Source organism: Micromonospora humidisoli, assembly GCF_016900955.1.
GTDB classification, from domain to species: Bacteria; Actinomycetota; Actinomycetes; order Mycobacteriales; family Micromonosporaceae; genus Micromonospora; species Micromonospora wenchangensis.
On record NZ_JAFEUO010000003.1, the window covers coordinates 138,622 to 163,140 of the forward strand.

The window sequence follows — 24,519 nt, forward strand, 5'->3', positions numbered from 1 at the left end:
CCCACAGGGCGTAGACCTGAGGACATGAGCAGCTACCGCGACCGCGCCGACGCCGGCCGCCGACTCGCCGAACGGCTCACCGCCCTGGCCGGTCAGCCCGACGTCGTCGTGCTGGGCCTGGTACGCGGCGGGGTGCCGGTGGCCCGGGTCGTCGCCGACCGGCTCGGCGCACCGCTCGACGTGCTGGTGGTCCGCAAGCTCGGCCTGCCCCGGGCACCCGAGGTCGCCTTCGGCGCGCTCGGCCCCGGCGGGGTCCGAGTCCTCAACGACCAGGTCGCCGCCCCGCTCGACCCCGCCGACCGCGCCGAGGTGCAACGCCGTGAACAGGCCGAACTCGACCGCAGGGAGACCCGCTACCGGCACGGCCGACCCCCGCTCGACCTGACCGGACGTACCGCCCTGATCGTCGACGACGGCCTGGCCACCGGCGCGACCGCCCGCGCCGCCGTACAGGTCGCCCGGCGGCTCGGCGCCCGACGGGTCGTGGTCGCGGTGCCGGTGGGCGCACAACAGGCGTACGAGATGCTTGCCGCCGAGGCCGACGAGGTGGTCTGCCCGCAGCACCCGGTCGACTTCACCGCGGTCAGCGCCTACTACGACGACTTCCACGAGGTCGACGACGACGAGGTGACCTCGGCGCTGATCACCACCGCCTGAAATGCTGCGCCGACCGGGTACCGTCGAGCGATGGAGCTCACCTGTCCCAAGTGTCGCGGAGATATGCGCCAGTACGAGCGCAGCGGAGTCGTCATCGACCAGTGCGGCGAGTGCCGGGGAATCTTCCTGGACCGCGGCGAACTCGAAAAGTTGTTCGAGGCCGAGGCGAACTGGAACCGGCAGCGCGGTGCGGGCGCGCCCGGTCAGCCCGGCACCGTCCCCGGTCAGCAGCACGTCCAGGCACCGGGCGGGTATCCGCCGCCGCCCCCGCCGCCGGTCCCGAGCCACCAGCCGGGCTACGGTGCCGTGCCGCCGCCTCCGCCCCCGCCGGGTTACCCGCCGCAGCCCGCGTACGGCGGCCACGGTGGCTACGGCCACCAGCAGCACCACGGCTACCACGGCCACTACAAGCGCAAGAAGCACAAGGGTTTCCTCGACGAGATGTTCGGCTGACCGGTTCCGTTGACGGCCGGGCCGGGTCCTCCCGCGCCCGGCCCGGTCCCGTCACCGCCGCCGGCCGCCCGGGTTCCCGCAGGCGGGTTCCGGGTCCGGATGCCGGACCGCGCCGGGCGTGCGACGCTGCACGGCATGACGTTCGTCAGGCAGCACACCGCGTTGGCGCAGGCCTATGACGGCATCACCCGGGTGGTCGCCGACCTCGACGACGACACCCTGCAACGCCCCACCCGGTGTCGCGGCTGGCTCGTCGCCGACCTGCTCTTCCACCTGCTCGGCGACGCCCGACGGGCGCTGGTCACCCTGGCCAGCCCGGTCGACGGGCCGGCCGACACCGACGACGTCAGCTACTGGCGGTCGTTCCCGGCGGGTGCCGACCCCGACGCCGGGGCCCGGCACGCGTGGTGGGTACGCCGCTCGGCCGCCGCCTTCGACCGGCCCACCGGCGTGGTGCGGATCTGGGCGGACACCGCCCCGGCCGCCGTCCGCGCGGCGGGTGCCGCCGACCCGCGGGGCCACGTCACCACCCAGGGGCACGTGCTGCGGGTGCCCGACTTCCTGGCCACGTTGACCACCGAGGCCGTCGTGCACCACCTCGACCTGGTGTCCGACCTGCCCGCCGCGCCGCCGCCCGGTCCGCTGGCCGTCGAGGTCGCGGTCGCCACCATGGACGGCCTGCTCAGCGACGACACCGTCCGGCCCGCCGACTGGGACGACCTGACCTACCTGGGCAAGGCCACCGGTCGGGAGGCGCTGACCGACGGGGACCGGGTGGCGCTGGGCGAGGCCGCCGGCTGGTTTCCGCTGCTCGGCTGATCTCGGCGCGCGCGGAACTGATGCGCTATCGCTGACGGGCGATCATCTGTGCGGCAATCTCCGCCTTCCGCGCCAGCGCCGGTTCGGCATCAAGGTAGAGAAGGGAGGCTATCCTCTCAGCCGGTCCACAGGTGGTTCCAACAGTGCAGATGCTCTTGTGTGGACGTACCGACAGACCACTGATGCCGCTACTTTCGAGGAAAGCAACGAATGCGGTCAGGACATGTCGCCTTCCGACCACTCTGAACTGAGCAAATGTTCGACCACTCGGGGATGCCCGCTTGTAGATCCCCAGCGAGCCATCACCATCGACGACACCGCGCCAGAAGTCGCGCGAGACGACCAAACGTTCATCGATGGAATCACCGTATCTGCCCAATTCGATGAGCCGGTCCGCCAAGCTCCGCGACCGTACGGAGAACTGACACGAGCCTTGGATCGGATTTGTTCGTGAAATGCTGTTGCCACAGCCCAGGTAATCCCGCAGCGCGACCAACTGGTCTCGGTCTCGCTCAGCCAGCCCTATCGATATCTGCGGCAGGTAACCTGGCCGGTAGCTGACACATCCGTCAGCGAACAGAAACCCGATCCAGTAGCAGGCATCAGGCGTCAGGCTGTCGAAGGCATCGTGCCGCAAGCCCTGTGAGACTGATGGGATATTGATTCCTCGGCGGGAGATCAGGCCGCGAACAGCCGGAACCGTTACGCTGAAATCGGCAGCGATCTGCCCGAGGCTCACCCCATCGAGAAATCGTTTTACCACTTCCTCCCGCTGCGCATCCGTCAGCTTTCCGGTCCGACGTGCAGGTACGCCACGACGACGGAGCATCCCGCGGATCGCCTGCCTTGTCACCCCGTAACGCAGGGCGATACTCGTGATGCTCTCCCCGCTCTCCGCGCGTGCAACCACGTCTCGTCGTCGCTCGGCGGCAAGTTGCGTCCCGGTCTCGGTCACCCGATGGCCATATCGACGAATCGAGAGAGATGAAGCTGGGCCGCGACCGTTATACTGTCGGTCGGACCATTTCTGTGCTTGGCGATTATGAAATCCGCCTCCCCTGCGCGCGGCGACTCCTTGTCGTAGTAGTCGTCGCGATGCAACAGGATGACGACGTCAGCATCTTGTTCGATCGAGCCAGATTCACGCAAATCGGACAATTGTGGTCGCTTATCGGTGCGTTGCTCGGGACCACGGTTGAGCTGGCTGACCGCGATCACCGGGCACTCGACCTCCTTGGCCAACAGCTTCAGGCCACGGGACAGGTCCGCGACCTCCTGCTGACGGCTCTCGGTACGCTTCGGTGAGGTCATCAGCTGGAGGTAGTCGACGACGATCATCTTGAGGTCGTGCTTCTGCTTGAGCCGCCGCGCCTTCGCCCGGATCTCCATCAGGTTCATGCTCGGGGTGTCGTCCACGAACAGCGGCGCCTCGCTGATCTCCCCCATGCAACGGGCCAGCTTGGTCCAGTCGTCGTCGGAGAGCTGACCGCTGCGCAGCACGTGCAGCGGGACCCGCGCCTCGGCCGACAGGAGCCGCATGACGATCTCGACCTTGCTCATCTCCAGCGAGAAGATGGCGGCGGCCTGGTTGGCCCGGATCGCCGCGTTGCGGGCGAAGTCCATGCTGGCCGTGCTGTTGTGGGTGGGGATCATCGACCGGCCGGCCAGGTAGAGGTGGTCGGGGTTGTCGACGGTCACGCAGCGCACCGGCACGCTGGCCACCGGCCGGACGTCCACCACGTACCGGACACCCGGGTCGGTGCGCAGGCGGACGGCCTCGGCGGATGCCCTGGGCTCCCGCCGGAAGACGGCGTCCGGGGTGGCGAAGGCGACCGTGTACGACGTCCCGGTCCGACCCGGTGCCGGCCGCTCGGTGAACGTGCAGCGGTAGCCGAGACCCACCACGAGTTCCCGCACGTCGCCGGCGAGCCGCCGCGACGTCGAGGTGTACCGGTGCTCGCCGGTCGGGGTGAGGGTGCCGGCGGTGTCCATCAGCCCGGCGAGCAGTGCCCGACGTTGCGCCTCGGAACCACGTAGGTAGTCGCGGGGGATGTGCTTGTCCGCGAGGACACCGACCTCCCGCAGTGTCGTCAGGAAGGACCCGGCGAGGTGGCCCGGGTCGGCCCGGCCGTCGCCGAGCCAGCCGCCCAGGCCGTACGGGGGGATGGGCACCGCCCGCTCGGGCAGTTGCAGGGGGGCGCAGGTGGCGACGGCGTGGCGGGGGAGTCCCTGCGGCCCGGTACGCAGCGTCGCCGCGATCTGCGCCGTGGTGAACACGCCGTCCTCGGCAGGGTCCGGGGCTGCGCCCGTCGGCGTGCCGCCCGCCGGGGCGAGGGCCCGGGTCCGGGTGGTGGTCCGCCACAGGTGCCCGGCGTCGGCGACGATCACGCTGCCGTCGGAGAACTCGACCTCGTAGCAGGGTCGCCCGTGCATGACGGCGAAGGCGGCGGTGACCGTGGTCGTTGTGCCGTCCGCGGCGAGCAGCCGGTCGCCGACGCGGACCTCACCCATGGTGGTCCAGCCGTCGGGGGTGGGCAGCGGCGTGTCGAGCGCCAGTGCCTTACCGAGGCCGGGGCGGCCGGCCACGATGATGAGCTGCCCGGGGTGCAGGCCGTTGAGCAGCCGGTCCAGGTCGGTGAAGCCGGTCGGCACCCCGGTCATCACGCCGCCCTGCGCGCCGACCGCCTCGATCTCGTCCAGGGTGGGCTGGAGCATGTCGGCGAGCACCGCGAAGTCCTCGCTGACCCGCCGTTCGGTGATCTCGTAGACCGCCTGCTGGGCCAGGTCGACGACGTCGTCGACGTCGCGGCTGCCGCCGGCGGCGGTGCCGTAGCCGAGCTGCACGATCCGGGTGCCGGCCTCGACGAGGCGGCGCAGCACGGCGCGTTCGCCGACGATCCGGGCGTAGTAGGAGGCGTTCGCCGCCGTCGGCACGGCTGCCATGCAGGTGTGCAGGTAGGGGGCGCCGCCGACCCGGGCGAGGTCGCCGGAGTCGGCGAGGGCCGCCGCGACGGTGATGCCGTCGGCGGGCTCGCCGCGACCGTAGATGTCGAGGATCGCGTCGAAGATGGTGGCGTGGACGGGCCGGTAGAAGTCGGTGGACTTGAGGATCTCGACGACGTCGGCGATCGCGTCCTTGGAGAGCAGCATGCCGCCGAGGACGCACTGCTCGGCGGCGACGTCCTGCGGTGGGGTCTTGTCGAATTGGCCGTCGCGGGGCGGCGGGGCGGACGACTGCCCCGCGACCCGGGGCTCCGCCCGCATGTCGTCGGTGATCGACACGGTTCCCCCTCCACAGCGTCGCGGTCGGCCCGGCGGTACGCCGGCGGTGTGACACCGTCCGGTCAGGTCGATCGGGGGGCCATCGCGCGACCGGTCGGTGCCCCACGATACGGACCCCGAGGTCAGACCCTCAACCGGCGCGGTGGACGAGCCTCGGGACAACCTGTGGACGCGCGTGGACAACCATGTGCGCAGCGTGTGCACAGCCTGTGGAAAACTGTGGGGGAATTCTGAGGGTAGGCGCTGCGACCTGGGGGTTCACTATCCACAGCCTGTGGACGAATATTTTCCGGTAAGGCTCTTGGGTCGGTCTTCCCGTACTATCTCTGCGAAACGGCTACACCTGGACAGCGGATTGCACTTTCGGTTGAGAAGGGTCACGCTCCGGCCGTGAGTTACCGGGACTGGGAGCGCGGGGAGGGCAGCCCGCGCGCGCGTCAGCCGATCGCCCCGTGGGACGACCTCGGCGACCCGGTTCCGTCGGATTCATACTCCTCGACGGACCGCTACCGTACGCCGAGTCGGCGTCGGGCGGTCGAGCGTGGGCAGCAGGAGCCTGTCGACGCCTACCTGCCGAGTTGGGCGGTCGAGTCGGGCATCGCGCACGCCGACGGCCGGGGTCGGCACGCCGCCCCGGACGACGACGAGGACGACACCCGGCGGGTCGCCGGGGTGGGTCGGCGGGCGGCCAGGCGGCGGCGGGAGAGCGAACGCCGGGAGGCACGGGCGGTCGGTGCGGGCCCCGGGTCCGACGACCACACCCGGGAGTGGACCTTCGACCGTCCCCAGCAGGAGCAGGGGTACGTCGGGAGCCGGCGGGCCGACGCCGACGAGGGTGAGCCGGTGTCCGGGGCGGCCCCGACGGCCCGCCCGCGTCGGGCGTCGTCCCGTCGTCCCGAGGTGATCTGGTCCGGTGGTGACGATTCCGACCTGCCTGTGGAGGCCGTTCCCGAGCAGCCGCCCCGGCGTCGGCGACGCAACACCGACGAGTCGTGGGCCCGGCCGCTGACCGACCCGGCGAGCCGCCCGGCGGCCGACCCGTGGAGCCGGTCGGCCGAAGCGGAGCCGGAGTACCGCCCGGCGGTGGACCCGTGGGACGCCTCCGGCGTGCACGGTTGGCAGAGTCCGCCCACCGACGACCGGTGGGACCGCCTCGGCGGGTCGTCGCGGTGGGGGCAGAGCGACAGCACCGGCCAGTGGGACCGCTTCACCGACACCGCCCAGTGGGACCGGACGGACGTCGGCCGGTGGGGTCAGGTGACGGCGGAGGGTGACGGGTGGGACGGTCGGGATTCGGGCCGGGTCGACCGTCCGGAACGCGACGAGGTGGGCCCGTGGGACCGGGTTGGGCCCGACCGGCGGGACGCGGGTGGGGTGGACCGGTGGGAGCGGTCGGTGCCGCCCCGGTCGTCGCAGCCGGTCACCGGTGAGGGCTGGCCGTGGGGTGGGCAGCCGGAGGGTTTCTGGTCGGGTACCCGCCTGGCGGGTGACGATCCCCGCTGGATGGATCCGCCGACCTCGGCGCCCCGGTCGCCGGTGGTGGGTTACACCGCGCCGCGCCCCCGGGCGGCCCCCCGTCGTCGGGCGGAGCCGGTGTCCGGGCGGGCGGCCGGGCGGGCGGCGTCGGCGTCCTCGCTGCGGGAGCGGATCGGCGCGGTGGGTGCCGGTTCGTGGAACCGTCGTCTGGAGGACGATCTACTGGACCCGGATCCGGGTGGTCCGCTGCGTCCGTTGGTCTACACGGCGGCCTGTTACCTGGTGCCGGCGGTTTTGGTGTTCCTGTGGCTGTTGACCCTGGACGGTCAGCCGCCGGCCGGTTGTGTCACGGACATCAGCGGTGGCGGGTGTGAGCCGCCCCGGGCCCATGCGCTGGGTTCGCTGGTCGCGGGTGGTCCCCGGTTCGGTTTGTCGTTGCTGAGCAGCCTGGTGGTGGCGGTGCTGTTGCGCCGGGTCGGGACGACCTGGCGGCCGGCGACGGTGGCGCTGGCGGCGGCGGTGGTCGGTGGCGGCCTGTCCACCGTGATGATCAGCGCGGTCACCGGTCAGCCGATCGGCTGACCGCACGGGTGTCGGGGCGCGGCCCGGCCGGACCCGGTGCACCGCGGCGTGGAGTGTGGGAAGTGCGTAGTGGCCCGCACCGGATGCCGGTGCGGGCCACTACGGATGTTGCTGGTGCTTGAGGTCAGCCCTGGACGACGTTGAGGTCGAACGTGGCGGACACCTCGGGGTGCAGCTTGATCTTCACCGGGTAGGAGCCGGTCGACTTGATGTGACCGGGCATCTCCAGCCGACGACGGTCGAGGACGGGGCCACCGGCCGCCTTGACGGCGTCGATGACCTCGGCCGGGGTGACCGAGCCGAAGAGCCGGCCACCGTCGCCGGCGCGGACCTTCAGGCTGACCTTCAGGCCTTCGAGCTGGCCCTTGACCTCGTTGGCGTGGCCGAGGTCGCGGATCTCCCGGGCCGAGCGGGCCCGCTTGATGACCGTGACCTGCTTCTCCGCACCCTTGGTCCAGCTGATCGCGAAGCCCTGCGGCAGCAGGTAGTTACGGCCGTAGCCGTTCTTGACCTCGACGATGTCGCCGGGGGCACCGAGACCGGAAACTTCCTGGGTCAGGATGATCTTCATGTCGGTGCCTCCTCTCAGCGGGCCGTGGCGGTGTACGGCAGAAGCGCCATCTCACGGGCGTTCTTGACCGCACGGGCGATCTGCCGCTGCTGCTGGGAGGTGACCCCGGTCACCCGCCGAGCGCGGATCTTGCCGCGGTCGGAGATGAACTTGCGCAGCAGCGCGGTGTCCTTGTAATCGATATAGGTGATCCCGTCCTTGTCGAGCGGGTTCACCTTCTTCTTCGGCTTGCGAAGTGCCGCAGCCTTGGCCATTGCACGTGCTCCTGGTTTGCGATCGCGGGCGCTCGGCGCCATTAGAACGGAGGCTCCTCGTCGAAGTTGCCGCCCGAACCACCGCGGGAGGAGGGGGCCGGGGCAGCAGAGGCCCAGGGGTCGTCGAAGTTGCCTCCGCCGCCGCCCTGGTTGCCACCGCCACCGGAGCCGAAGCCACCACCGCCGCCACCGGAGCGCGACATCTTCTGCACCTTCGCCGTGGCGTAGCGCAGCGACGGGCCGATCTCGTCGACCTCAAGCTCGATGACGGTGCGCTTCTCACCCTCGCGGGTCTCGTACGACCGCTGGCGCAGCCGACCCGAGACGATCACGCGGGCGCCCCGCTGGAGCGACTCGGCGACGTGCTCCGCCGCCTGCCGCCACACGGTGCAGGCCAGGAAGAGCGGCTCGCCGTCCTTCCATTCGTTGGTGGTCCTGTCCATGAACCGGGGCGTCGATGCGACCCGGAACTTGGCGACCGCCGCACCGGACGGGGTGAACCGCAGCTCGGGGTCATCGGTCAGATTGCCGATGACCGTGATGGTGGTGTCTCCTGCCATGACCAACTCCTCGCGCACTCAGCGTTCTGCCGTACAGGCTCTCAGAGCCCTCCGACATCACGATGAGGTTGATCCGGGCGAACCGGGTTGGATGCTTAGCGCATTTCCGGTCGGATGACCTTGGTGCGCAGCACGGACTCGTTCAGCCGCAGCTGGCGGTCGAGTTCGGCCACCGCCTCCGGCGTCGCCTGAAGGTCGACGACGGCGTAGATGCCCTCGGCCTTCTTGTTGATCTCGTACGCGAGGCGCCGGCGGCCCCACACGTCGGTCTTCTCCACCGAGCCACCCGCGGTCCGGATCACGTTCAGGTACGTGTCGAGCGACGGGGCGACGGTGCGCTCCTCGAGACTGGGATCGAGGATCACCATGACTTCGTAGTGACGCAAGACGTGCTCACCTCCTGTGGGCTAGGCGGCCACGGTCCTTCCGTGGCAGGAGGTCGTGCGTCGTGCCCGCCCCGCGCCGGGGGAACCCGGCCGGACGCGGACAACCGGACCAGGATACCCGGTCCCGACGATCACCCCCGGGCAGGTCGACCCGGCAGGTCGGCGGTGGGGACGACGACGGTGACAGGGGCCCGCCGCGACACCCGAAGGCCGACGGCGGACCCCTGTCCACGGGGCCGCGGGGCGTCCTGTCCGCATTCCTTGGGTGGGACCTGGGGAGGAACGACCACACCGATGAGGTTGGATCGAGGACACCCCGCGGAGCTTCATCCTGTTGTTATCTGACGATACAACGGCGATCGTCACGTGATAGCCGAATTGAAACTATTCGTCCGGCTGTTCCACTCCCCTCAACGATCGCCGGCCCCGACCGGTGACGCCGCACGTCCCGCGGGCGCGACTTGCCCACCACCGTCACCCCTCGCACGTCGGGGGTGGGACGTAGGCTCGCCTGCATGCGTATCGGAGCCCACGTCGACCAGGCCGACCCGTTGACGGAGGCGGCCACCCGTGCCGCCGAGGCGGTGCAGTTCTTCCTCTCCGACCCGCAGGGCTGGAAGGCCCCGAAACCCCGGGAGGACGCCGACCAGCTGCGCGCCGCCGCTGTGGACGTCTACGTCCACGCCCCGTACGTCATCAACGTGGCCACCCTCAACAACCGCATCCGCATCCCCAGCCGCAAGCTGCTGCTGGGCCACGCCACCGCGGCGGCGCAGCTCGACGCCCGGGGGCTGATCGTGCACGGTGGCCACGTCAACGCCGGTGACGACCTCGCGGTCGGCTTCGACAACTGGCGCAAGACCTTCGCGTACGCGGCCGACTCCGGCGGGTTCCCCGTACCGGTGCTGATCGAGAACACCGCCGGGGGCGACAACGCCTGCGCCCGGCGGCTCGACGCACTGGCCCGGCTCTGGGACGCCCTCGGTGACTACGAGGTGGGCTTCTGCCTCGACACCTGCCACGCGTACGCCGGGGGCGAGGAACTGCTTGACCTGGTCGACCGGGTCAAGGCGATCACCGGCCGGATCGACCTGGTGCACGCGAACAACTCCAAGGGCGGATTCAACTCCGGGCAGGACCGGCACGACAACCTCGACGGCGGCACCATCGACCCGGAGCTGCTGGTGGCGGTGATCCGGGCGGCCGACGCCCCGGTCATCGTGGAGACCCCCGGCGGGGCCGCGGGTCAGGGCGCGGACATCGCCTTCCTCCGCGAGCAGCTCGGCGTGGGGGCCTGAACTCCGATGACCACCAACGCGACGGGCGGCAGCCCACCCGCACGGCAGACCGGCGGCACGGACCCCACCCCCGGGGCGGGATCGCCGCAGGACCGGCCGGCACCCGACGCGCGCGACAGCTCCGAGCCGGACGGTAACGGGCTACCCCCGACCACCGACTCCGACCCGAAGCCGGCCGGGTCCGGCGCAGAGGCCCAGCTGGCGGGGACGACGACGGAGAAGCCCGCAGCGACGGCAGCCGACCAGACCGGCACGACGCCCGACCAGACCGGCAGGCGCAGGACCTGGAAGGATATGTTCCGCAGAAGCAGGGCCGGCAAGGACGACCCCGGCGCGGACAAGGCCGGGAAGGACGACCCCGGCGAGGACAAGGCCGGGAAAGACGAGGCCGGCAAGGACCGAAGCGACGAGCCGGCCGGGAGCGGAGCGGAGCGGCAGGAGCCGGCCGCCGAGGCCGATCCGTGGACCTCGTTCGCGCCCGCGCCGGAGCCGGTGCCCGGCCGCCCCGGACGCGCCGTCCGCGCCACCGGCCGGTTCCTGATGCACGAGTGGACGCTCGCCGTCCTCGCCTCGCTCGCCCTGGCCGTGGGACTGACCTGGCCGACCCTGCGCTACCCGCTCTACACGCTCCCCCAGGACTACTGGGATCCGAGTCTCCAGGCCTGGCAGATGGCCTGGTCCGGGCACGCCCTGCGAACGAACCCCGGGCAGCTGTTCCAGTCCAACACGTTCTTCCCGGAACCGTGGAGCTTCGCCTTCTCCGACATGCTGCTCGGGTACGCCCCAGCCGGCCTACTCGGCACCGGTCCGGACGCCGCCGTGCTCCGCTACAACATCATGTTCGTGCTGGCCCACGCGATGGCCACGTTCGGGGCGTACGTGCTGGCCCGGCAGTTGGGCGCGGGCCGGATCGGATCGGCCGTCGCCGGGGTCAGCTACACCTACGCGCCGTGGCTGCTCGCCCAGGCCGGTCACCTGCACATCGTCTCCAACGGTGGTATCCCGTTGGCGCTGGCCATGCTGGCCCGGGGACACGGCTGGTCACTGCGGCACGGTTACCGTCCCGAGCGCCGCCGGGTCGGCTGGGCGTACGCCGGGTGGGCGGTGGCCGCCTGGCAGCTCAGCCTGGGCTTCGGCATCGGCCTGGTCTTCGCGTACGTCCTCGCGCTGGTCCTGCTGGTCGCGGCGGCGGTGTGGTTCTGGCGGCGGCTACGGGGCGCGCGGCGGCCCTTCGGTCGTCGGTTGTTCGTCGCCGACCTGGTCGGCGGGCTGCTCTTCGCCGCCGTCGGCGCGCTGCTGGCGGTGCCGTACTTCAAGGTCGCCGAGCTGCACCCGAACGCGGAACGCACCCTCGGCGACATCGGCGTCTACTCGCCGCCGGCCAGCGGTTTCTTCACCGCGCCCGCCGAGTCGTGGATCTGGGGCGGGCTGCACGAGGGGGCTCGGGCCGCGTTGCCCTGGCATCCGGAGATGACCCTGCTGCCGGGCTTCGTGCTGTACGCGCTGGCGGCCGGTGGGCTGTTCTTCTCGGTGTGGCGGCTGCGGCACCGGCTGCTGATGCTCGCCGGGGTGATCGTCACCATGGTCCTCGCGATGGGGACCCGGTTCTTCGACGGCACCTTCACCTACGCCCCGCTGTTCGAACACCTGCCCGGGTTCAACGGGCTGCGTACCCCGGGACGGATGATGCTCTGGACGACGCTCCTGCTCGGCCTGCTCGCGGCCGGTGCGGTGAGCGCCTTCGCCCGGCGGGTACGCGAGATCAGCACCGACCGGGTGTCCGCCCGGCCGTCGCCGTGGCTGCGGGCGGTCACCCTGCTGCCGCTGCTGCTGGTTCTGGTGGAGGGGCTGAACAACACCCCGCACCCGGTGGTGCCGGAGCAGCCGGAGGCGATGCGCACAGTGGACGGTCCGCTGCTGGTGCTGCCCAGCGGTCAGAACCAGGACCAGCCGGTGATGCTCTGGTCGACCAGCCGGTTCCAGCAGGTGGTCAACGGGGGCAGCGGCTTCACCCCGAAGCAGCTCGACGACGTACGCCGGGTGTCGGCGGCCTTCCCCGACCAGACCAGCGTCGACTACCTGCGCACCCTCGGCGTCCGCAACGTGGTGGTGTTGCGGGACCAGATCGTCGGTACGCCGTGGGAGGTGACGGTGGAGGCGTCGGTCGAACAGTTGGGCATCACCCGCCAGCAGGTCGGCAACGCCGTGGTGTTCCGTCTCTGAGGTCGGGGTTGCGGTGGGGTTTGCGGGGAGCCCAGCCGGCTCCGGGCGGTCAGGCTTGATCCCTGCGCCGGCTGGGCTCCCCCGCAAACCTGACGGGCGCACGGCCGTCTCGAACTTGCGCGTCGGGGTGGTGGGGTGGATTTCAGGCGGGGGTGGGGGCTGGTTCGGGTTCGGGGGCGGAGGTCCTACTGCGGAGTTTCGACAGCCAGGGGGCGTCGGGGGCCCCGTCGAGCACGCCGCCGTCCGGGTCGTCGGAGTAGGTCTGGCGGACCGCGTCGCGCTCCGGGTGCAGGATGTCCTTGACGATCAGGACGCAGAGCACCACCACCGTGCCGAGCCGCAGCGACGAGGCCAACACGAAGACCCCCTCGGGAAAGACCGGACGGCTGGTGGCCGAGCCGAGCAGTTCGCCGTAGAAGGCGACGAAGTAGCAGACCTCGGCGAACTGCCAGGCGAGGAAGGCGCCCCAGCGGGGCCGGGCGAGCACCGCCAGCGGCAGCAGCCAGAGCACGAACTGTTGCGACCAGACCTTGCTGAAGATCAGGAATGCGGCCACCACCAGGAACGCGAGCTGGGCCAGCCGGGGCCGTCGGGGTGCCCGCAGCGCCAGTACGGCCACGCCGATGCAGGCCAGCCCGAACAGGGCGTACGACAGGTTGTTGAGGGTCGGGATGTTGGCGTTCAGCCACTGGAACGGGCCCTGATCGCCGGGGCTGCCGGTGTTCACCTTGCCGTCGAGGTACCGCCCGATGTACCACAGCGTGCCCCAGTCGATGGGCCGGGTGGTGTTCAGCTCGAAGAAGCGTCCCCAGTTGTCGGGGTAGCGGATCGCCGCCGGCAGGTTCACCGCGACCAACGCGACCAGGCCGGTGGCGACGGCGGTGAGCGCGGACCGTAGTCGACCGGCGCGCAGGCCGAGGATCAGGATCGGGCCGAGCAGGAACAGCGGCCACATCTTCGCCGCACCGCCGAGGCCGAGCAGGATGCCGGCCAGGGCGGGTTGTCGTTTCGCCCAGGCGGCCAGCCCGAAGGCGGCCAGTCCGATGGCGAGGAAGTCCCAGTTGACGGTGGCGGTGAGGAACAACGCCGGGGCCAGCGCGAACAGGGCCGCGTCCCAGGGTCGTCGACGGCGCAGGGCGAGGATCACCCCGACGGTGGCGACAGCGAGCGCGCTGAGGGCCAACGCGTTGGCGTTGTAGAACCAGCGGCCCTGGTTGATCGTCGGGTCGTCGACGCCGAGCGAATGCACTGGCAGGCCGAGGGCGCCCATCATGTAGCCGGTGAGCACCGGGTACTCCACCGGGTGGTCCCGGTAGGGGACCTTGCCCTCGTGCAGGCCCTCGGCGTAGTAGAGGGCCAGCACGTCGGTGTAGCACATCCGGGTGTACTGGATGTTGTTCTGCCAGGCACCGTTCTGGCAGGGCGCCTTCTGCACCCAGTGCAGGGCCAGGGTCAGGCAGGCCAGGGCCAGCACGATCCGGGCGGCCGTCCAGAACCGGCTCTCCCGACCGGCGGGCCGGTCGACGGCGACCGCATGGTCGCCGAGCGGCCCGCCGATCGCCTCGGAGACGCCTCGGACGAAGCCGTCCGATCGGGACGGGTGGTCGCTGCTCCCGGCGTCGTCGATGCCGGCCGTCGGCTGGGTGCTCATGAGAATGCATCCTGCCCTATGAATGGCTCCCGGACGAGCAGCATGTCGCGGTGCGGAATCCGTACGCCCGACGCGGACCATCCCATCCGCGACATGCCGCTGCCGGCGACCGCAGGTCTGCGGGTCGCCGGCAGCGGCATTGATGCTTGTCGGTGCGGGTTCGGCTCAGTCCCGGGCGCGTGGGGTCGGCAGCAGGCCGCCGCCGTTTCCGCCGGGGAGGTTCTGGTTGGGCGGGTTCGGCGGATCGCCCCCCTGGTTCCCACCCTGATTACCACCCTGGTTGCCGCCTTGGTTTCCGCCCTGGTTGCCGCCTTGGTTCCCACCCTGGTTGCCGCCGCCGAGGAGGCACTGCAGGTCGGTCGGGGCGCAGTTCTGCCCGTTCGGGTTCGACGGCGGCGGCGGGGGCGGGGGCGGGGTGCCGTTGCCGGACTCCGGGTCGCCGACCTTCGCCGCTGGCGGGAAGTCCAGCTTTTCCTCGCCCTTGAGCGCGCCGTTCATGACCCGTTCCCAGATCTCGCCGGGCATGGTGGCACCGCTGATGTTGTCGCCGTTGTTCAGCTTGATCGCTTCCCGCTTGCCCTTGTTGCCCACCCAGACGGCGGTGGCAAGCTGTGGGGTGTATCCGACGGTCCAGGCGTCACCGTTCTGGGTGGTGCCCTCCTTGAGTTCCCAGGTACCGGTCTTGGCGGTCGCCTTCCGGCCGTCGGCCAGAGTGTGGTTGATCCGGCCCGGGTAGTCCTCCAGCACGTCGGTCACGTCGGCGACCACGTCGGGGTTGATCCGCTTCTGCGGTTTGAGCTGCTCACCGCCGAGCTTCTCCCACTTGCCGGTCTCCTTGTTCTGCTTCTCGGCGGAGATCAGGAAGTGGGCCTTGTTGTAGATGCCCTTGTTGGCGAAGGTGGCGATGCCGTTGGCGTGGTCCAGCACGGTGATCGGGTACTGGCCGTAGGCGACCACGTGGTAGAAGGGGTCGGGCGCCAGGTCGGCGGCCTTCTCCTTGGTCAGGTCGTGCCCCTTGGGCGGGCTCACGTTGGTCTGCCACATCATGCTGACGCCGGCCTTGGCCGCCATGTCGACGATCTTGTCGGGGCCGATGTCCAGGCTGACGTGGTAGAACGGGACGTTCAACGACTTCAGGGTCGACTCCCGCAGCGTGCAGGAGTCCCCACAGCTGGGGTTGTCGGTGCCGGCGTTGCTGACCCGGAACTCCACGCCCTCCGGGGTGAAGGCCCGGCCCTTCCAGCGCGACTCGACGGACTTGCCGGCCTCCAGCGCCGCCGCCAGGGTGTAGATCTTGAAGCTGGAGCCGGGCGAGTGCCCACCGGTGACGTTGCCGTTGGTGTCGGTGTTGGTCCCGGCGTAGTCGGTACCGGTGCCGTCGTCCCCGCCGTAGTAGCCGAGCACCCGACCGTTACGCGGGTCGATGGAGACCACGGCGGCCATCAGGTTCTTGCGGGCACCGTCCAGCTCGGAGCCCTTGGTGCTGCGCTGGGCGGCGCTGGTGACGGCCTTCTGCACCTTGTTGTCGATGGTGGTCCTGATCCGGTAACCACCCTCGCGGAGCATCGCCGAACAGCGCGGCTTACGCTCCGTCACCTCCGCGTCGTTGTCGGTGCAGAGCTTCTTCTCCCGCATCTCCGCCGACACGTAGTTGATGACGTTACCGATCGGGGTGTTGACCCCGAACTTGACGCCCGACCGGGACTCCTTGGGGGTCTGCAACGTCTTCGTCGGGTACTCCGTCGGATGCGCCGGCCGGCCGGGGGCGTCGACCCAGTGCATCTCGATCATGTTCTTGATGACGTAGTCCCAGCGGTCCTTGGCCTCGGTGGGGTTGATCGACGGGTCGAAGCCCTTGTGCGTGGCGCTCGGCTCCGGTTGCTTGATCAACGCGGCGAGCACGGCGGCCTCGGCCACGTCGACCTTCGAGACCGACTTGCCGAAGTACGCCCACGCCGCCGCCTCGATGCCGTACGCGTTGCGACCGAAGTAGATGGTGTTGAGGTAGTGCTCCATGATCTGTTCCTTGGTGAACTGATCGTTGAGCTTCGAGGCGACGATCGCCTCCTTCACCTTCCGCGCGTACGAGTCGTCTTGGAGGTTCTCGTAGGCGTTGCGGGCGTACTGCTGGGTGATCGTCGAGGCACCCTGCTTGTCGCCGTTGGAGAGGTTGTTCCAGGCGGCGCGGGCGATGCCCTTGTAGTCGACACCGGCGTGCTCGTAGAAGTTCTTGTCCTCCGCCGCCGCCACCGCGTCGCGCATGTGCTGCGGGATCTGGTTGATCGAGACGAAGGTGCGGTTCTGCTCGCCCACCTTGGCGATGACCGTCTTGTTGTCGCTCGCGTAGATGGTGGTGGCGAGTGGCAGCTTGATCTGGTTCGGCAGTACCACGGTGGTGGAGTAGTAGGTGAACCCGACCACGCCGAGGCCGGCGAGCATGATGAAGACGGCAAAGCCGGCGATCAGCAGGTTGATCCGCTTGCGCCGCTTCGCCCGCGCCATCGCGTCCGGGTCACCCGGACCGCGTCCGCGCCCGCCACCACCGCCATAGCCACGCCCCGGCCCGTTCGGCCCGTTCGGGCCACCCGGCCCGCCACCGACCTGCGCGACGCCGGCCCGCGCCACGGAGGCCCGCCCGGCGGAGCCGACCGAGGCCGCGCCGACGCTGGCCCGGCCCGCAGAGGCTGTCCCCACCGAGGCCCGGCCGGCCGGTCCGCCCGCCGGCGAGACCGGCACCGACGCCCGACCCGGGCCACCCCATCCCGGCGATGCCGGGGAGACCGGCACCGACGCCCGGCCGGGCCCGGCCGGCGAGACCGGCACCGAGGCCCGGCCCGGGGTCGCCCGGCCGACCGAGGCCGATCCGGCGGCGCCACCTGTCGCGCGCGGCGGCGGGACCGCCGCCGAGGCCCGCCCGGTGGGCGCGGCACCGCCGACCGGGGCCCGGCCGGCCGGGGCCGCGCCCCGGGCGTCACCGCCCCGCCGGGGGTACCCGTCATCCGCCCCCGGTCCGGGGCCGCCGTTCGAACCCGGTACCTGGGCCCGCGCACGCGGGGAACTGGGATCGCCGTACGAGTTCATTCCTCACACCCTGCCGGTCGCGGTGGGACGCGGGGGCGTCACCACCGGGTTGCCGTGAGTTGACACACGCGTCGGGAGGCCGGCGCGGAGCCGGGGACGCGCTGCAAATTCCACATCATTCGGGCCATTCGGGCCGAGGGGCCGCCGGTCACGGTGACTGTGTCGTACGCCACCCGAGTTGACCGGATCAGCCAGGTTCACCGTTGCGCCTCTCGCCTTCGCCCCTGCGTGGCAGCGGTGGTGGCCTCCGCCGTGCCCTGCTCCGGGCCACCCTCGGCCAGCCCGTCCCGGCCGAGCAGGAACTGCTCGACGAGATGGTTCCAGTCACAGCCGGGGCACACCTCCACCACGAAGACCTGGAACTCACGCAGCGTCATGGCCAGCACGGGCAATTCGGCCAGGGAACGTGCCTGGCCGGCCGACTGCCTGAGTTCGTCCCCGTAAATGTAGTGGACGTGGATCAGGTTCTCGCTCCGGCAGATCGGACACCGCTGCTCGGTCGGTTCGCCGTGGAAGCGGGCCGCGTTCTTCAGGTACGGCGACGCGTCGCAGACGTCGTACGTGCCGACCCGCCCGGCATGGAGGTCACGCAGCACCGCCCGCTTCTGGAGCGAGTAGTCGACCACCTGGCGAGACGTGCGCATGCGGCAAAGGGTACGCGCTCCGGTCGGGCGGGGCGACCACCGTCACGATCCGTGAAGAGGTCGGCGCACAACGGGGGTTTGCCCGGACGCCGATCGAGGTACTAACGTGCGATGTATCGGTCCGATACATCGAGGCGGTTAACCTTCCGTCCCGACGGCAGGGGAAGGATGGCCCGTGCTGGAACTCGCCATCCTCGGCCTCCTTCAGGAGTCCCCGATGCACGGCTACGAACTCCGCAAGGAGCTCGCCGCCAAGCTCGGCGCCATCCGGGCGGCGATCAGCTACGGCTCGTTGTATCCGACCCTGCGCCGGTTGCAGGCGGCGGGTTGGATCACCGAGGCGGCCGGGACACCCGCCACCGCCGAGGAGGTCCCCGCGCTGACCAGCCGACGCGGTCGGGTGGTCTACAAGATCACCGCAGAGGGCAAGGAACGGTTCGCGCAGCTGATCGCGCAGGCCGGCCCGGAGACGTACGACGACACGGGTTTCGGCGTGCACTTCGCGTTCTTCGCCCGCACCGACCAGGCGACCCGGCTGCGCATCCTGGAGGGCCGCCGGCGCACGATCGAGGAACGTCGCGAAGGACTTCGGGACGTGCTGGGCCGGGCGGCCGAGCGACTCGACGCGTACACCCTGGAACTGCAACGCCACGGCCTCGACGCCTGCGAGCGTGAGGTCCGTTGGCTGGAGGAGCTCATCGCCAACGAGCGCTCCGGCCGTGCCCCGACCGCCCCGCGACCCGGGGTGGCCGACGGTCCACGAGACAACAACAGCCCGCCTCCGCCTGGAGAGTCCAGGAAAGAGCGGCCGTGATGAAGAAGAAGGAGGCAGACGCTATGGGCTCCGTCCGCGTCGCCATCGTCGGTGTGGGTAACTGCGCCTCGTCCCTCGTGCAGGGCGTGGAGTACTACCGCAACGCCGACCCGAACGACCGCGTCCCGGGTCTCATGCACGTCACCTTCGGCGACTACCACGTATCGGACGTGGACTTTGTCGCGGCGTTCGACGTGGACGCCAAGAAGGTCGGCATGGACCTCGCGGAGGCGATCGTCGCCAGCGAGAACAACACCATCAAGCTCTGCGACGTGCCGCCCACCGGCGTCACCGTGCAGCGCGGCCCGACCTTCGACGGCCTGGGCCAGTACTACCGCGAGATCATCGAGGAGTCCGACGCCGAGGCGGTCGACGTGACCAAGGCGCTGCGCGACGCCCAGGTCGACGTGGTCGTCTGCTACCTGCCGGTCGGTTCCGAGCAGGCGGCGAAGTTCTACGCCCAGGCCGCGATCGACGCCGGCTGCGCCTTCGTCAACGCGCTGCCGGTCTTCATCGCCTCCGACCCGCAGTGGGCGCAGAAGTTCACCGACGCCGGTCTGCCGATCGTCGGTGACGACATCAAGAGCCAGGTCGGCGCCACCATCGTGCACCGCGCGCTGGCGAAGCTGTTCGAGGACCGTGGGGTCGAGCTGCTGCGTACCTACCAGCTCAACTTCGGCGGGAACATGGACTTCATGAACATGCTGGAGCGCAACCGGCTGGTCTCGAAGAAGATCTCGAAGACCCAGTCGGTCACGTCCCAGATCCCGCACGAGATGGTCAAGAGCGACGTGCACATCGGCCCGTCGGACCACGTGCCGTGGCTGGACGACCGCAAGTGGGCGTACATCCGCCTGGAGGGTCGTTCCTTCGGTGACACCCCGCTCAACGCCGAACTGAAGCTCGAGGTGTGGGACTCGCCGAACTCGGCGGGTGTCATCATCGACGCCGTCCGGGCCGCCAAGATCGCGCTGGACCGCAAGATCGGTGGCCCGATCCTGTCGGCCTCCTCGTACTTCATGAAGTCCCCGCCGGTGCAGTACGCCGACCACGACGCGCACGCCGCCGTCGAGGGCTTCATCACCGGCGACGTCGAGCGCTGACCCGCCGACCACCGCACCGCCGAGGGCCGGGTCCGCACGGACCCGGCCCTCGCGCGTTCAGTCCGCCATCTCCAGGTACGGCGACAGCCGCAGCGCCAACTCCTCGACCGAGTCGACCTCGCCGCTGGTCAACGCGTCGGTCAACGCCATCCGGTCCTTGGCCGGCATGGTGAGGCGCAGGCCGGAACGGGACAGGAGGATGCGCATCGCCGCCCAGGCGAGCCCGGCGTTCCACAGGTCGAGGGGACGCCAGATCATCAACCCGTGCAGCAGTGCCGCCGCCCTGTCCAGCGCGGTCGGGTAGGCGGCCTGTCCGACCAACCGCGCGTACGGTCGGGCCGCCGCCGCCGCGAGTATCCCGGCGTCGCGTACCTGACTCCGGGGGCCGGTGTGCTCGGCGAGCAGGATCAGCAGATCCTCGGCGTCCGGCCAGGGGTGGGTCATCTGTCCCCCAACATCGCGAAGAACTCCGCGTCCTCCTCGAACACCCGGCGGGCGGCCTGGCGGGTCCACTCGTCCCGGTCGTGCCGGTCCAGGTAGGCCTGTACCGCCACCTCGACCGTCTTGTGCATCGACCGGTGCTCCGCCTCGGCGAGCTCCTTGAGTCGCTGCTCGACCTCGGGCTTCAGGTTCAGGGTGAAGGCCATACCAGATTTGTATAACTCGTCGGTCGGCTGGTCAACCACGCTCGACGCCACGTCTCCTCCTCGCCGGGTCGTCGTCCGGGACGATGGTGGCGAGGATCGCTCGGATCGGGGCGGACGGACTGTGCGATCACCCCTCGGGCAGCCAGGCGCGGCGCAGTGCCACCCCCGCCTCCAACTCCAGCAGCGTCACCTTGCGGGGCAGCCCGCCACCGAAGCCGACCAGTTTGCCGCCCGCGCCGACGATCCGGTGACAGGGGACGATCACCGGTACCGGGTTGCGGTTGCAGGCCACCCCGACCGCCCGCGCCGCCCCGGGATCGCCGACCCGCCGGGCCACCTCGCCGTAGGTGAGCGTCTCCCCGTACGGGATGCGGGTCATCTCCCGCCACACGGCGCGCTCGAACTCGGAGCCGCGCGGCGCCTCCACCGGCACCGTGAACCCGGTCAGTTCACCGGCGAAGTACGCCCGCAGCTCCGCGACCGCCCGGCCGGCCAGCCCGTCGGCGGGCCGGTCGGCGGCCGACGTGACCCGACCGAAGTGCGTGCCGCAGACCGCTGTCCCGTCGGTGGCGACGGAGAACTCCCCGATCGGCGAGTCGAGCACGGTCCAGCGCATACCGACCATTCTTCCCGCCCCGACCGACACCGGGGGTGGCAGGGCGGCGGGGCCGGCCCTAGTTCCCGTAGGAGATGCTCCAGCTCTTGCCGTCGAAGGCGGCCTTCGCGCTGGTCATGCCGTCGGGGTACGACACCTGTGCGGGCGTGGTGAGTTCGGAGACGTCCATCACCTCGCTGCTCTCGAAGCTCCCGAAGGCGACCCAGTAGGTGGGCTTCGGGTCGAACTCGACTCCGGCGTTCGTCAGGGTCGGCACGACGAACGTACCGGCCCCCGACATGCCGATGCCCACGCTTCCCTGATCCTGGTTGCCCGGCCCGGGAACGGTGTCGTCCTCCTTGATTATCAGGCTTCCGTTCTTTCCGGAGGAACTGGTCGGCCCGAATTCGAAGCCGCCTTTGACGTAGGAGAGGGTGACCAGATTGTTCTGGGTCAGGTCGGCCGACAGGGTCTGGCCCGCCACGAACTGCGTTCCGGGTACGAGTGTGCCGACCTGACCCCAGACGAAGTTGTAGTCGATGGTCCACTGGTATTCGACCGTGGTGGACGGGTGGCACATCTTCGACATCCAGGCGAGCGTCACCGCGTCGCTGGGGAGCTGGGGCATCTCCTGGAAGAGGATGGCATTCATGCCGTCGAGCGCGGACTCGTTCAGAATCGTGATGTCGTACCCGACCGGGTCCTTCGGGGACGCGGTGGCCAGCCCGGTGCCCCCGCCCACCCCGGCCGTCGCCCGACCGGCAGGGCCCGTACCGAGCAGTGCGGCACCCAGGCCGGCGGCCAGCGCGGTGAGCCCGTCCCGTCGACTGATTCTGAATTCCCTCATGAATTCCTCCTCGTTCGCAAAGGAACGCCCCTGCTGGCGCCCCCTGGAGAGGAGAGGTACGCGTCAAGGTTCGATTTATCCGGATCTTCACCTCGGATCAGCAATTCGGCGTTGTCAATATGTTAGATAGGAGTTACAGCTAGCGCAAGGCATTCCCCCTCGCCCGGAACGGTCAACTCCCATCTACCGATAATTGCGCGGGAAAGTAGTTTTATACACGCGCTGTGCAGCGGAAGGCGCTTCAGGTGCGGCGCGGCGCAACGGACCGCCGCCCGATCCCGGGACGGGCGCCCGACGCCTCCCCGCCTGGTCCCGAGCGGGACCAGGCGGCAGCGGTCGGCAGGCGACGGCGACAAAGTGCGTCGGACGAGGCAAGGTTCAGCCACCGCCGGGCGTCTTTGGTACGGAGGTGAACGGTGACCGAAGGCACCGACGGGGAGTTCACCGCGTTCGTCAACGAACGGGGGGACGCGCTGCTGCGCGTCGCGCACGCGCTGGCGGGCAGCCAGCACGCCGCCGAGGACCTGTTGCAGAACGCGCTGGCCAAGGCGTACGCCAGGTGGCCCCGGATCCGGGGTGACGCCGAGCCGTACGTGCGCCGGATCCTCTACCACGACCAGGTCTCCGGTTGGCGACGGCTGGCCCGGCGACGCGAGGTGCCGATGCCCGTCCTGCCCGAGCGGCCCGGGGATCGGGACAGCGGCCACGACAGCGAGCTGCGGATGCTGCTGCGCGACGCGCTGCGGAGCCTGCCGCCCCGACAACGGGCGGTGTTGACCCTGCGCTACCTGGAGGACCTCAGCGTGGAGCAGACCGCCGCGCTCCTCGGATGCCGGGCCGGCACGGTCGCCAGCCAGGCGTCGCGCGCCCTGGCCCGGCTGCGGGAGCTGGTGCCGTCCTTCGATCCCGCCAGCAGTCCGGAGGTGGAGCGATGAACCGGCCGGCGGAGGATGCGCTGCGGGCAGCCGTACACGATCTCGCCGAGGAGGCGCGACCGGCACCGGGGCTGGCCCTGGCGGCGCTGATCCGGGGCCGACGGCGGCGGACCCGGCGGCGGGTGGCCGCCGCGGGCGTCGCGGTGGCGGCGGTCACGGCCCTGCTGGTGCCGCTCGTGCTGCTCCGGCCGGACCGACCGGTCCAACCGGCTCAGCCCACGCCGAGCCCCACCCCCGGCACGACGCTGCTGCCCACCCCCGGTGCCGACTGGCCGGCCCGGCCGTTGGCGCTGCCCGGCGGCTGGGTGGTCACCGGCGGCGTGACCGGCGGCACCGGGTACGTGCTGGACCGCACCCGGTCCCGTTACGTCCGTGCCGGCGGATACGCCGAGGTGTGGCCGGCCCCCACCGGCACGGTCACCGCCGTCCGGGACGAGCAGCACCCCGGCCAGCTCGGCCTCGCCGACGCGGCCACCGGAAAGCTGCGTTGGCAGCGGGTCCGGGGTGCGCTGGCCGTCCAGTGGTCGCCGGACGGCCGCCGGTTGGCGGTGACCGTCCTGCGGGGCGGGGTGAACCGCCTCGGTGTGCTGGAGGTCGGCGGGCGGTACCGGGAGTACCGGATCGACCCGGTCAGGTACCGCTGCACCGACCACTGCGTCTTCACCTGGACCCGGGACGGCCGGGAGCTGACGTTGCCCCTGACCGACAGTTTCGCGCCACAGTCCGAGAGCAACCGCCATCCGCGCTGGGGGGTGCAGTTCTTCTCCGCCGACGACGGGCGGCCGACCCGGTTCGTCAAGATCCCCGGCGACCCGGCCGGTCCGTGGTCCTGGTCGCCCGACGGGAACCGGGTGGTGGTCCAGGGGCAGCGGGAGCCGCTGCTGGTCGACGCGGTCACCGGCACGGTGCTCGGCACGCTGCCGGTGGCCGACGTCGCCTGGGTCGACGACGACCGGCTGCTGTACCGGCGGCCAGGTGGTTACTGGGACGTCGTGCTCGCCGACCCCGCCGGACACGAGTTGCAACGGCTGCCGCTGCCGCGGGAGTTGGCCGAACGGACGGTGTCCGTCGCCCCCAAATGATCACGCGGGACGTTGCGTCCGGTCGCTACCGTGCAGGTCGTGGCCACGGGGACGCTCATCTTTCTGATCATCGGTGGGGCGGGCGTCGGCGTGCTTGCGCTCGCCCTGCTCGGCGGTGAACTCCTGCATTTCGGTCATCCCGACGTCGACGGTCCGGTCTCCGTCGAGGCGGTCGCCGGTTTCCTCGGCGCGTTCGGTTTCGGCGCGGCCATCGTCAACGAACTGCTCGGTGGGCGTACCCCGGGGATGATCGCGGCGGCGGTCGGTGGCGGCGCGCTCGCCGCGGTGCCCACCGCGTGGCTGGCGGGGCGGCTGAGCCGGGCGGCGCGCGACATGCGCACCGACGCCACCCCCACCCGGGACGACCTGGTCGGCGCGCTCGGCCTGGTGGTCACCCCGATCCCGGACGCCGGCTACGGCGAGGTCCGGGTCCGCGTCGCCGGCCAACCCGTGAAACTCAACGCCCGCGCCGACCGGCCCATCCCGCTCGGCGCGCAGATCTTCGTGGTGCAGACGCTGAGCGAGACCAGCGTGCACGTCGAGACCTACTGACCCCTCT

The 24,519-nt window shown here is 70.7% G+C and carries 24 protein-coding genes; 11 read left to right on the top strand and 13 right to left on the bottom strand.

Annotated elements, in window-relative coordinates; genetic code table 11:
* The first annotated feature begins 24 nt into the window (after positions 1-24).
* The 3 genes from JQN84_RS11285 (at position 25) to JQN84_RS11295 (ending at position 1,929) form a co-directional block, all read left to right on the top strand.
* Positions 25-657, top strand: coding sequence for a phosphoribosyltransferase (locus JQN84_RS11285; protein WP_204958926.1), 633 nt, complete (start codon positions 25-27; stop codon positions 655-657).
* A 30-nt stretch (positions 658-687) separates the two neighbouring features.
* Positions 688-1,110 (top strand): TFIIB-type zinc ribbon-containing protein, encoded by a 423-nt coding sequence (locus tag JQN84_RS11290; protein ID WP_204958339.1) that lies wholly within the window; start codon positions 688-690, stop codon positions 1,108-1,110.
* Between the two features lie 135 nt (positions 1,111-1,245).
* Positions 1,246-1,929, top strand: coding sequence for a maleylpyruvate isomerase N-terminal domain-containing protein (locus JQN84_RS11295; RefSeq protein ID WP_204958340.1), 684 nt, complete (start codon positions 1,246-1,248; stop codon positions 1,927-1,929).
* A gap of 25 nt (positions 1,930-1,954) precedes the next feature.
* On the opposite strand, the gene JQN84_RS11300 is transcribed toward JQN84_RS11295, so the two are convergent.
* Positions 1,955-2,884 (bottom strand): hypothetical protein, encoded by a 930-nt coding sequence (locus tag JQN84_RS11300; RefSeq protein ID WP_204958341.1) that lies wholly within the window; start codon positions 2,882-2,884, stop codon positions 1,955-1,957.
* Entirely contained in the window at positions 2,881-5,211 is a 2,331-nt protein-coding gene (dnaB, locus tag JQN84_RS11305; protein ID WP_204958342.1) for a replicative DNA helicase, read from the bottom strand. Before dnaB ends, JQN84_RS11300 begins: the two co-directional genes overlap by 4 nt.
* A gap of 390 nt (positions 5,212-5,601) precedes the next feature.
* Here dnaB and JQN84_RS11310 point away from each other — a divergent pair, with 390 nt between their 5' ends.
* Positions 5,602-7,269: a hypothetical protein gene (locus tag JQN84_RS11310; protein ID WP_204958343.1), complete on the top strand. Its 1,668-nt coding sequence runs from the start codon at positions 5,602-5,604 to the stop codon at positions 7,267-7,269.
* A gap of 124 nt (positions 7,270-7,393) precedes the next feature.
* Here JQN84_RS11310 and rplI read toward each other — a convergent pair whose 3' ends face one another.
* The 4 genes from rplI to rpsF form a co-directional block, all read right to left on the bottom strand.
* On the bottom strand, positions 7,394-7,840 hold the full coding sequence (gene rplI / locus JQN84_RS11315) for a 50S ribosomal protein L9 (protein ID WP_088643629.1): 447 nt from the start codon (positions 7,838-7,840) through the stop codon (positions 7,394-7,396).
* 14 nt (positions 7,841-7,854) lie between these two features.
* Complete coding sequence (gene rpsR / locus JQN84_RS11320; RefSeq protein ID WP_007073789.1) at positions 7,855-8,094, bottom strand: 30S ribosomal protein S18; 240 nt, start codon at positions 8,092-8,094, stop codon at positions 7,855-7,857.
* A 41-nt stretch (positions 8,095-8,135) separates the two neighbouring features.
* The gene (locus JQN84_RS11325) at positions 8,136-8,672 is read right to left on the bottom strand and encodes a single-stranded DNA-binding protein (RefSeq protein ID WP_204958344.1); all 537 of its coding nucleotides are present in this window, start codon (positions 8,670-8,672) and stop codon (positions 8,136-8,138) included.
* Positions 8,673-8,749: 77 nt separating this feature from the next.
* The gene (gene rpsF / locus JQN84_RS11330; protein WP_088643630.1) at positions 8,750-9,040 is read right to left on the bottom strand and encodes a 30S ribosomal protein S6; all 291 of its coding nucleotides are present in this window, start codon (positions 9,038-9,040) and stop codon (positions 8,750-8,752) included.
* Between the two features lie 515 nt (positions 9,041-9,555).
* Here rpsF and JQN84_RS11335 point away from each other — a divergent pair.
* A complete protein-coding gene (locus JQN84_RS11335) occupies positions 9,556-10,338 on the top strand; it encodes a deoxyribonuclease IV (RefSeq protein ID WP_204958345.1) in 783 nt (260 codons plus the stop codon).
* Positions 10,339-10,344: 6 nt separating this feature from the next.
* The gene (locus JQN84_RS11340; RefSeq protein WP_204958346.1) at positions 10,345-12,561 is read left to right on the top strand and encodes a hypothetical protein; all 2,217 of its coding nucleotides are present in this window, start codon (positions 10,345-10,347) and stop codon (positions 12,559-12,561) included.
* A 142-nt stretch (positions 12,562-12,703) separates the two neighbouring features.
* Here the strand turns inward: JQN84_RS11340 and JQN84_RS11345 are convergent, their stop codons facing one another.
* The 3 genes from JQN84_RS11345 to JQN84_RS11355 form a co-directional block, all read right to left on the bottom strand.
* Entirely contained in the window at positions 12,704-14,212 is a 1,509-nt protein-coding gene (locus JQN84_RS11345; protein WP_204958347.1) for a glycosyltransferase family 87 protein, read from the bottom strand.
* Between the two features lie 165 nt (positions 14,213-14,377).
* Positions 14,378-17,293, bottom strand: coding sequence for a transglycosylase domain-containing protein (locus JQN84_RS11350; RefSeq protein ID WP_204958348.1), 2,916 nt, complete (start codon positions 17,291-17,293; stop codon positions 14,378-14,380).
* A 197-nt stretch (positions 17,294-17,490) separates the two neighbouring features.
* Entirely contained in the window at positions 17,491-17,937 is a 447-nt protein-coding gene (locus JQN84_RS11355; protein ID WP_204958349.1) for a DUF5318 domain-containing protein, read from the bottom strand.
* A gap of 175 nt (positions 17,938-18,112) precedes the next feature.
* On the opposite strand from JQN84_RS11355, the gene JQN84_RS11360 reads away from it, so the two are divergent.
* Together JQN84_RS11360 and JQN84_RS11365 are read left to right on the top strand one after the other, a co-directional pair.
* Entirely contained in the window at positions 18,113-18,751 is a 639-nt protein-coding gene (locus JQN84_RS11360) for a PadR family transcriptional regulator (RefSeq protein ID WP_145922454.1), read from the top strand.
* A gap of 23 nt (positions 18,752-18,774) precedes the next feature.
* Positions 18,775-19,854 carry an inositol-3-phosphate synthase gene (locus tag JQN84_RS11365; protein WP_204958350.1) on the top strand — a complete coding sequence of 360 codons (1,080 nt, stop codon included), beginning with the start codon at positions 18,775-18,777 and terminating at the stop codon, positions 19,852-19,854.
* Between the two features lie 57 nt (positions 19,855-19,911).
* Here the strand turns inward: JQN84_RS11365 and JQN84_RS11370 are convergent, their stop codons facing one another.
* The 4 genes from JQN84_RS11370 to JQN84_RS11385 all read right to left on the bottom strand — a co-directional run bounded on the left by JQN84_RS11370 (position 19,912) and on the right by JQN84_RS11385 (position 21,943).
* Positions 19,912-20,298, bottom strand: coding sequence for a hypothetical protein (locus JQN84_RS11370; RefSeq protein WP_204958351.1), 387 nt, complete (start codon positions 20,296-20,298; stop codon positions 19,912-19,914).
* Entirely contained in the window at positions 20,295-20,501 is a 207-nt protein-coding gene (locus JQN84_RS11375; protein ID WP_204958352.1) for a ribbon-helix-helix protein, CopG family, read from the bottom strand. The genes JQN84_RS11370 and JQN84_RS11375 overlap by 4 nt, the downstream gene beginning before the upstream one ends.
* Positions 20,502-20,628: 127 nt before the next feature.
* Positions 20,629-21,117, bottom strand: a complete 489-nt coding sequence (locus JQN84_RS11380; protein ID WP_204958353.1) for a methylated-DNA--[protein]-cysteine S-methyltransferase — start codon at positions 21,115-21,117, stop codon at positions 20,629-20,631.
* Positions 21,118-21,175: 58 nt separating this feature from the next.
* Complete coding sequence (locus JQN84_RS11385) at positions 21,176-21,943, bottom strand: RhiA family protein (RefSeq protein ID WP_204958354.1); 768 nt, start codon at positions 21,941-21,943, stop codon at positions 21,176-21,178.
* 416 nt (positions 21,944-22,359) lie between these two features.
* On the opposite strand from JQN84_RS11385, the gene JQN84_RS11390 reads away from it, so the two are divergent.
* From JQN84_RS11390 to JQN84_RS11400, 3 genes are read left to right on the top strand one after another with little or no spacing between them, the layout of a single operon-like run.
* A complete protein-coding gene (locus JQN84_RS11390) occupies positions 22,360-22,878 on the top strand; it encodes a SigE family RNA polymerase sigma factor (protein ID WP_204958355.1) in 519 nt (172 codons plus the stop codon).
* Positions 22,875-23,960, top strand: a complete 1,086-nt coding sequence (locus tag JQN84_RS11395) for a TolB-like translocation protein (protein WP_204958356.1) — start codon at positions 22,875-22,877, stop codon at positions 23,958-23,960. Before JQN84_RS11390 ends, JQN84_RS11395 begins: the two co-directional genes overlap by 4 nt.
* Before the next feature lie 30 nt (positions 23,961-23,990).
* Positions 23,991-24,512 carry an NfeD C-terminal domain-containing protein gene (locus JQN84_RS11400; protein WP_281901646.1) on the top strand — a complete coding sequence of 174 codons (522 nt, stop codon included), beginning with the start codon at positions 23,991-23,993 and terminating at the stop codon, positions 24,510-24,512.
* Positions 24,513-24,519 lie beyond the last annotated feature (7 nt).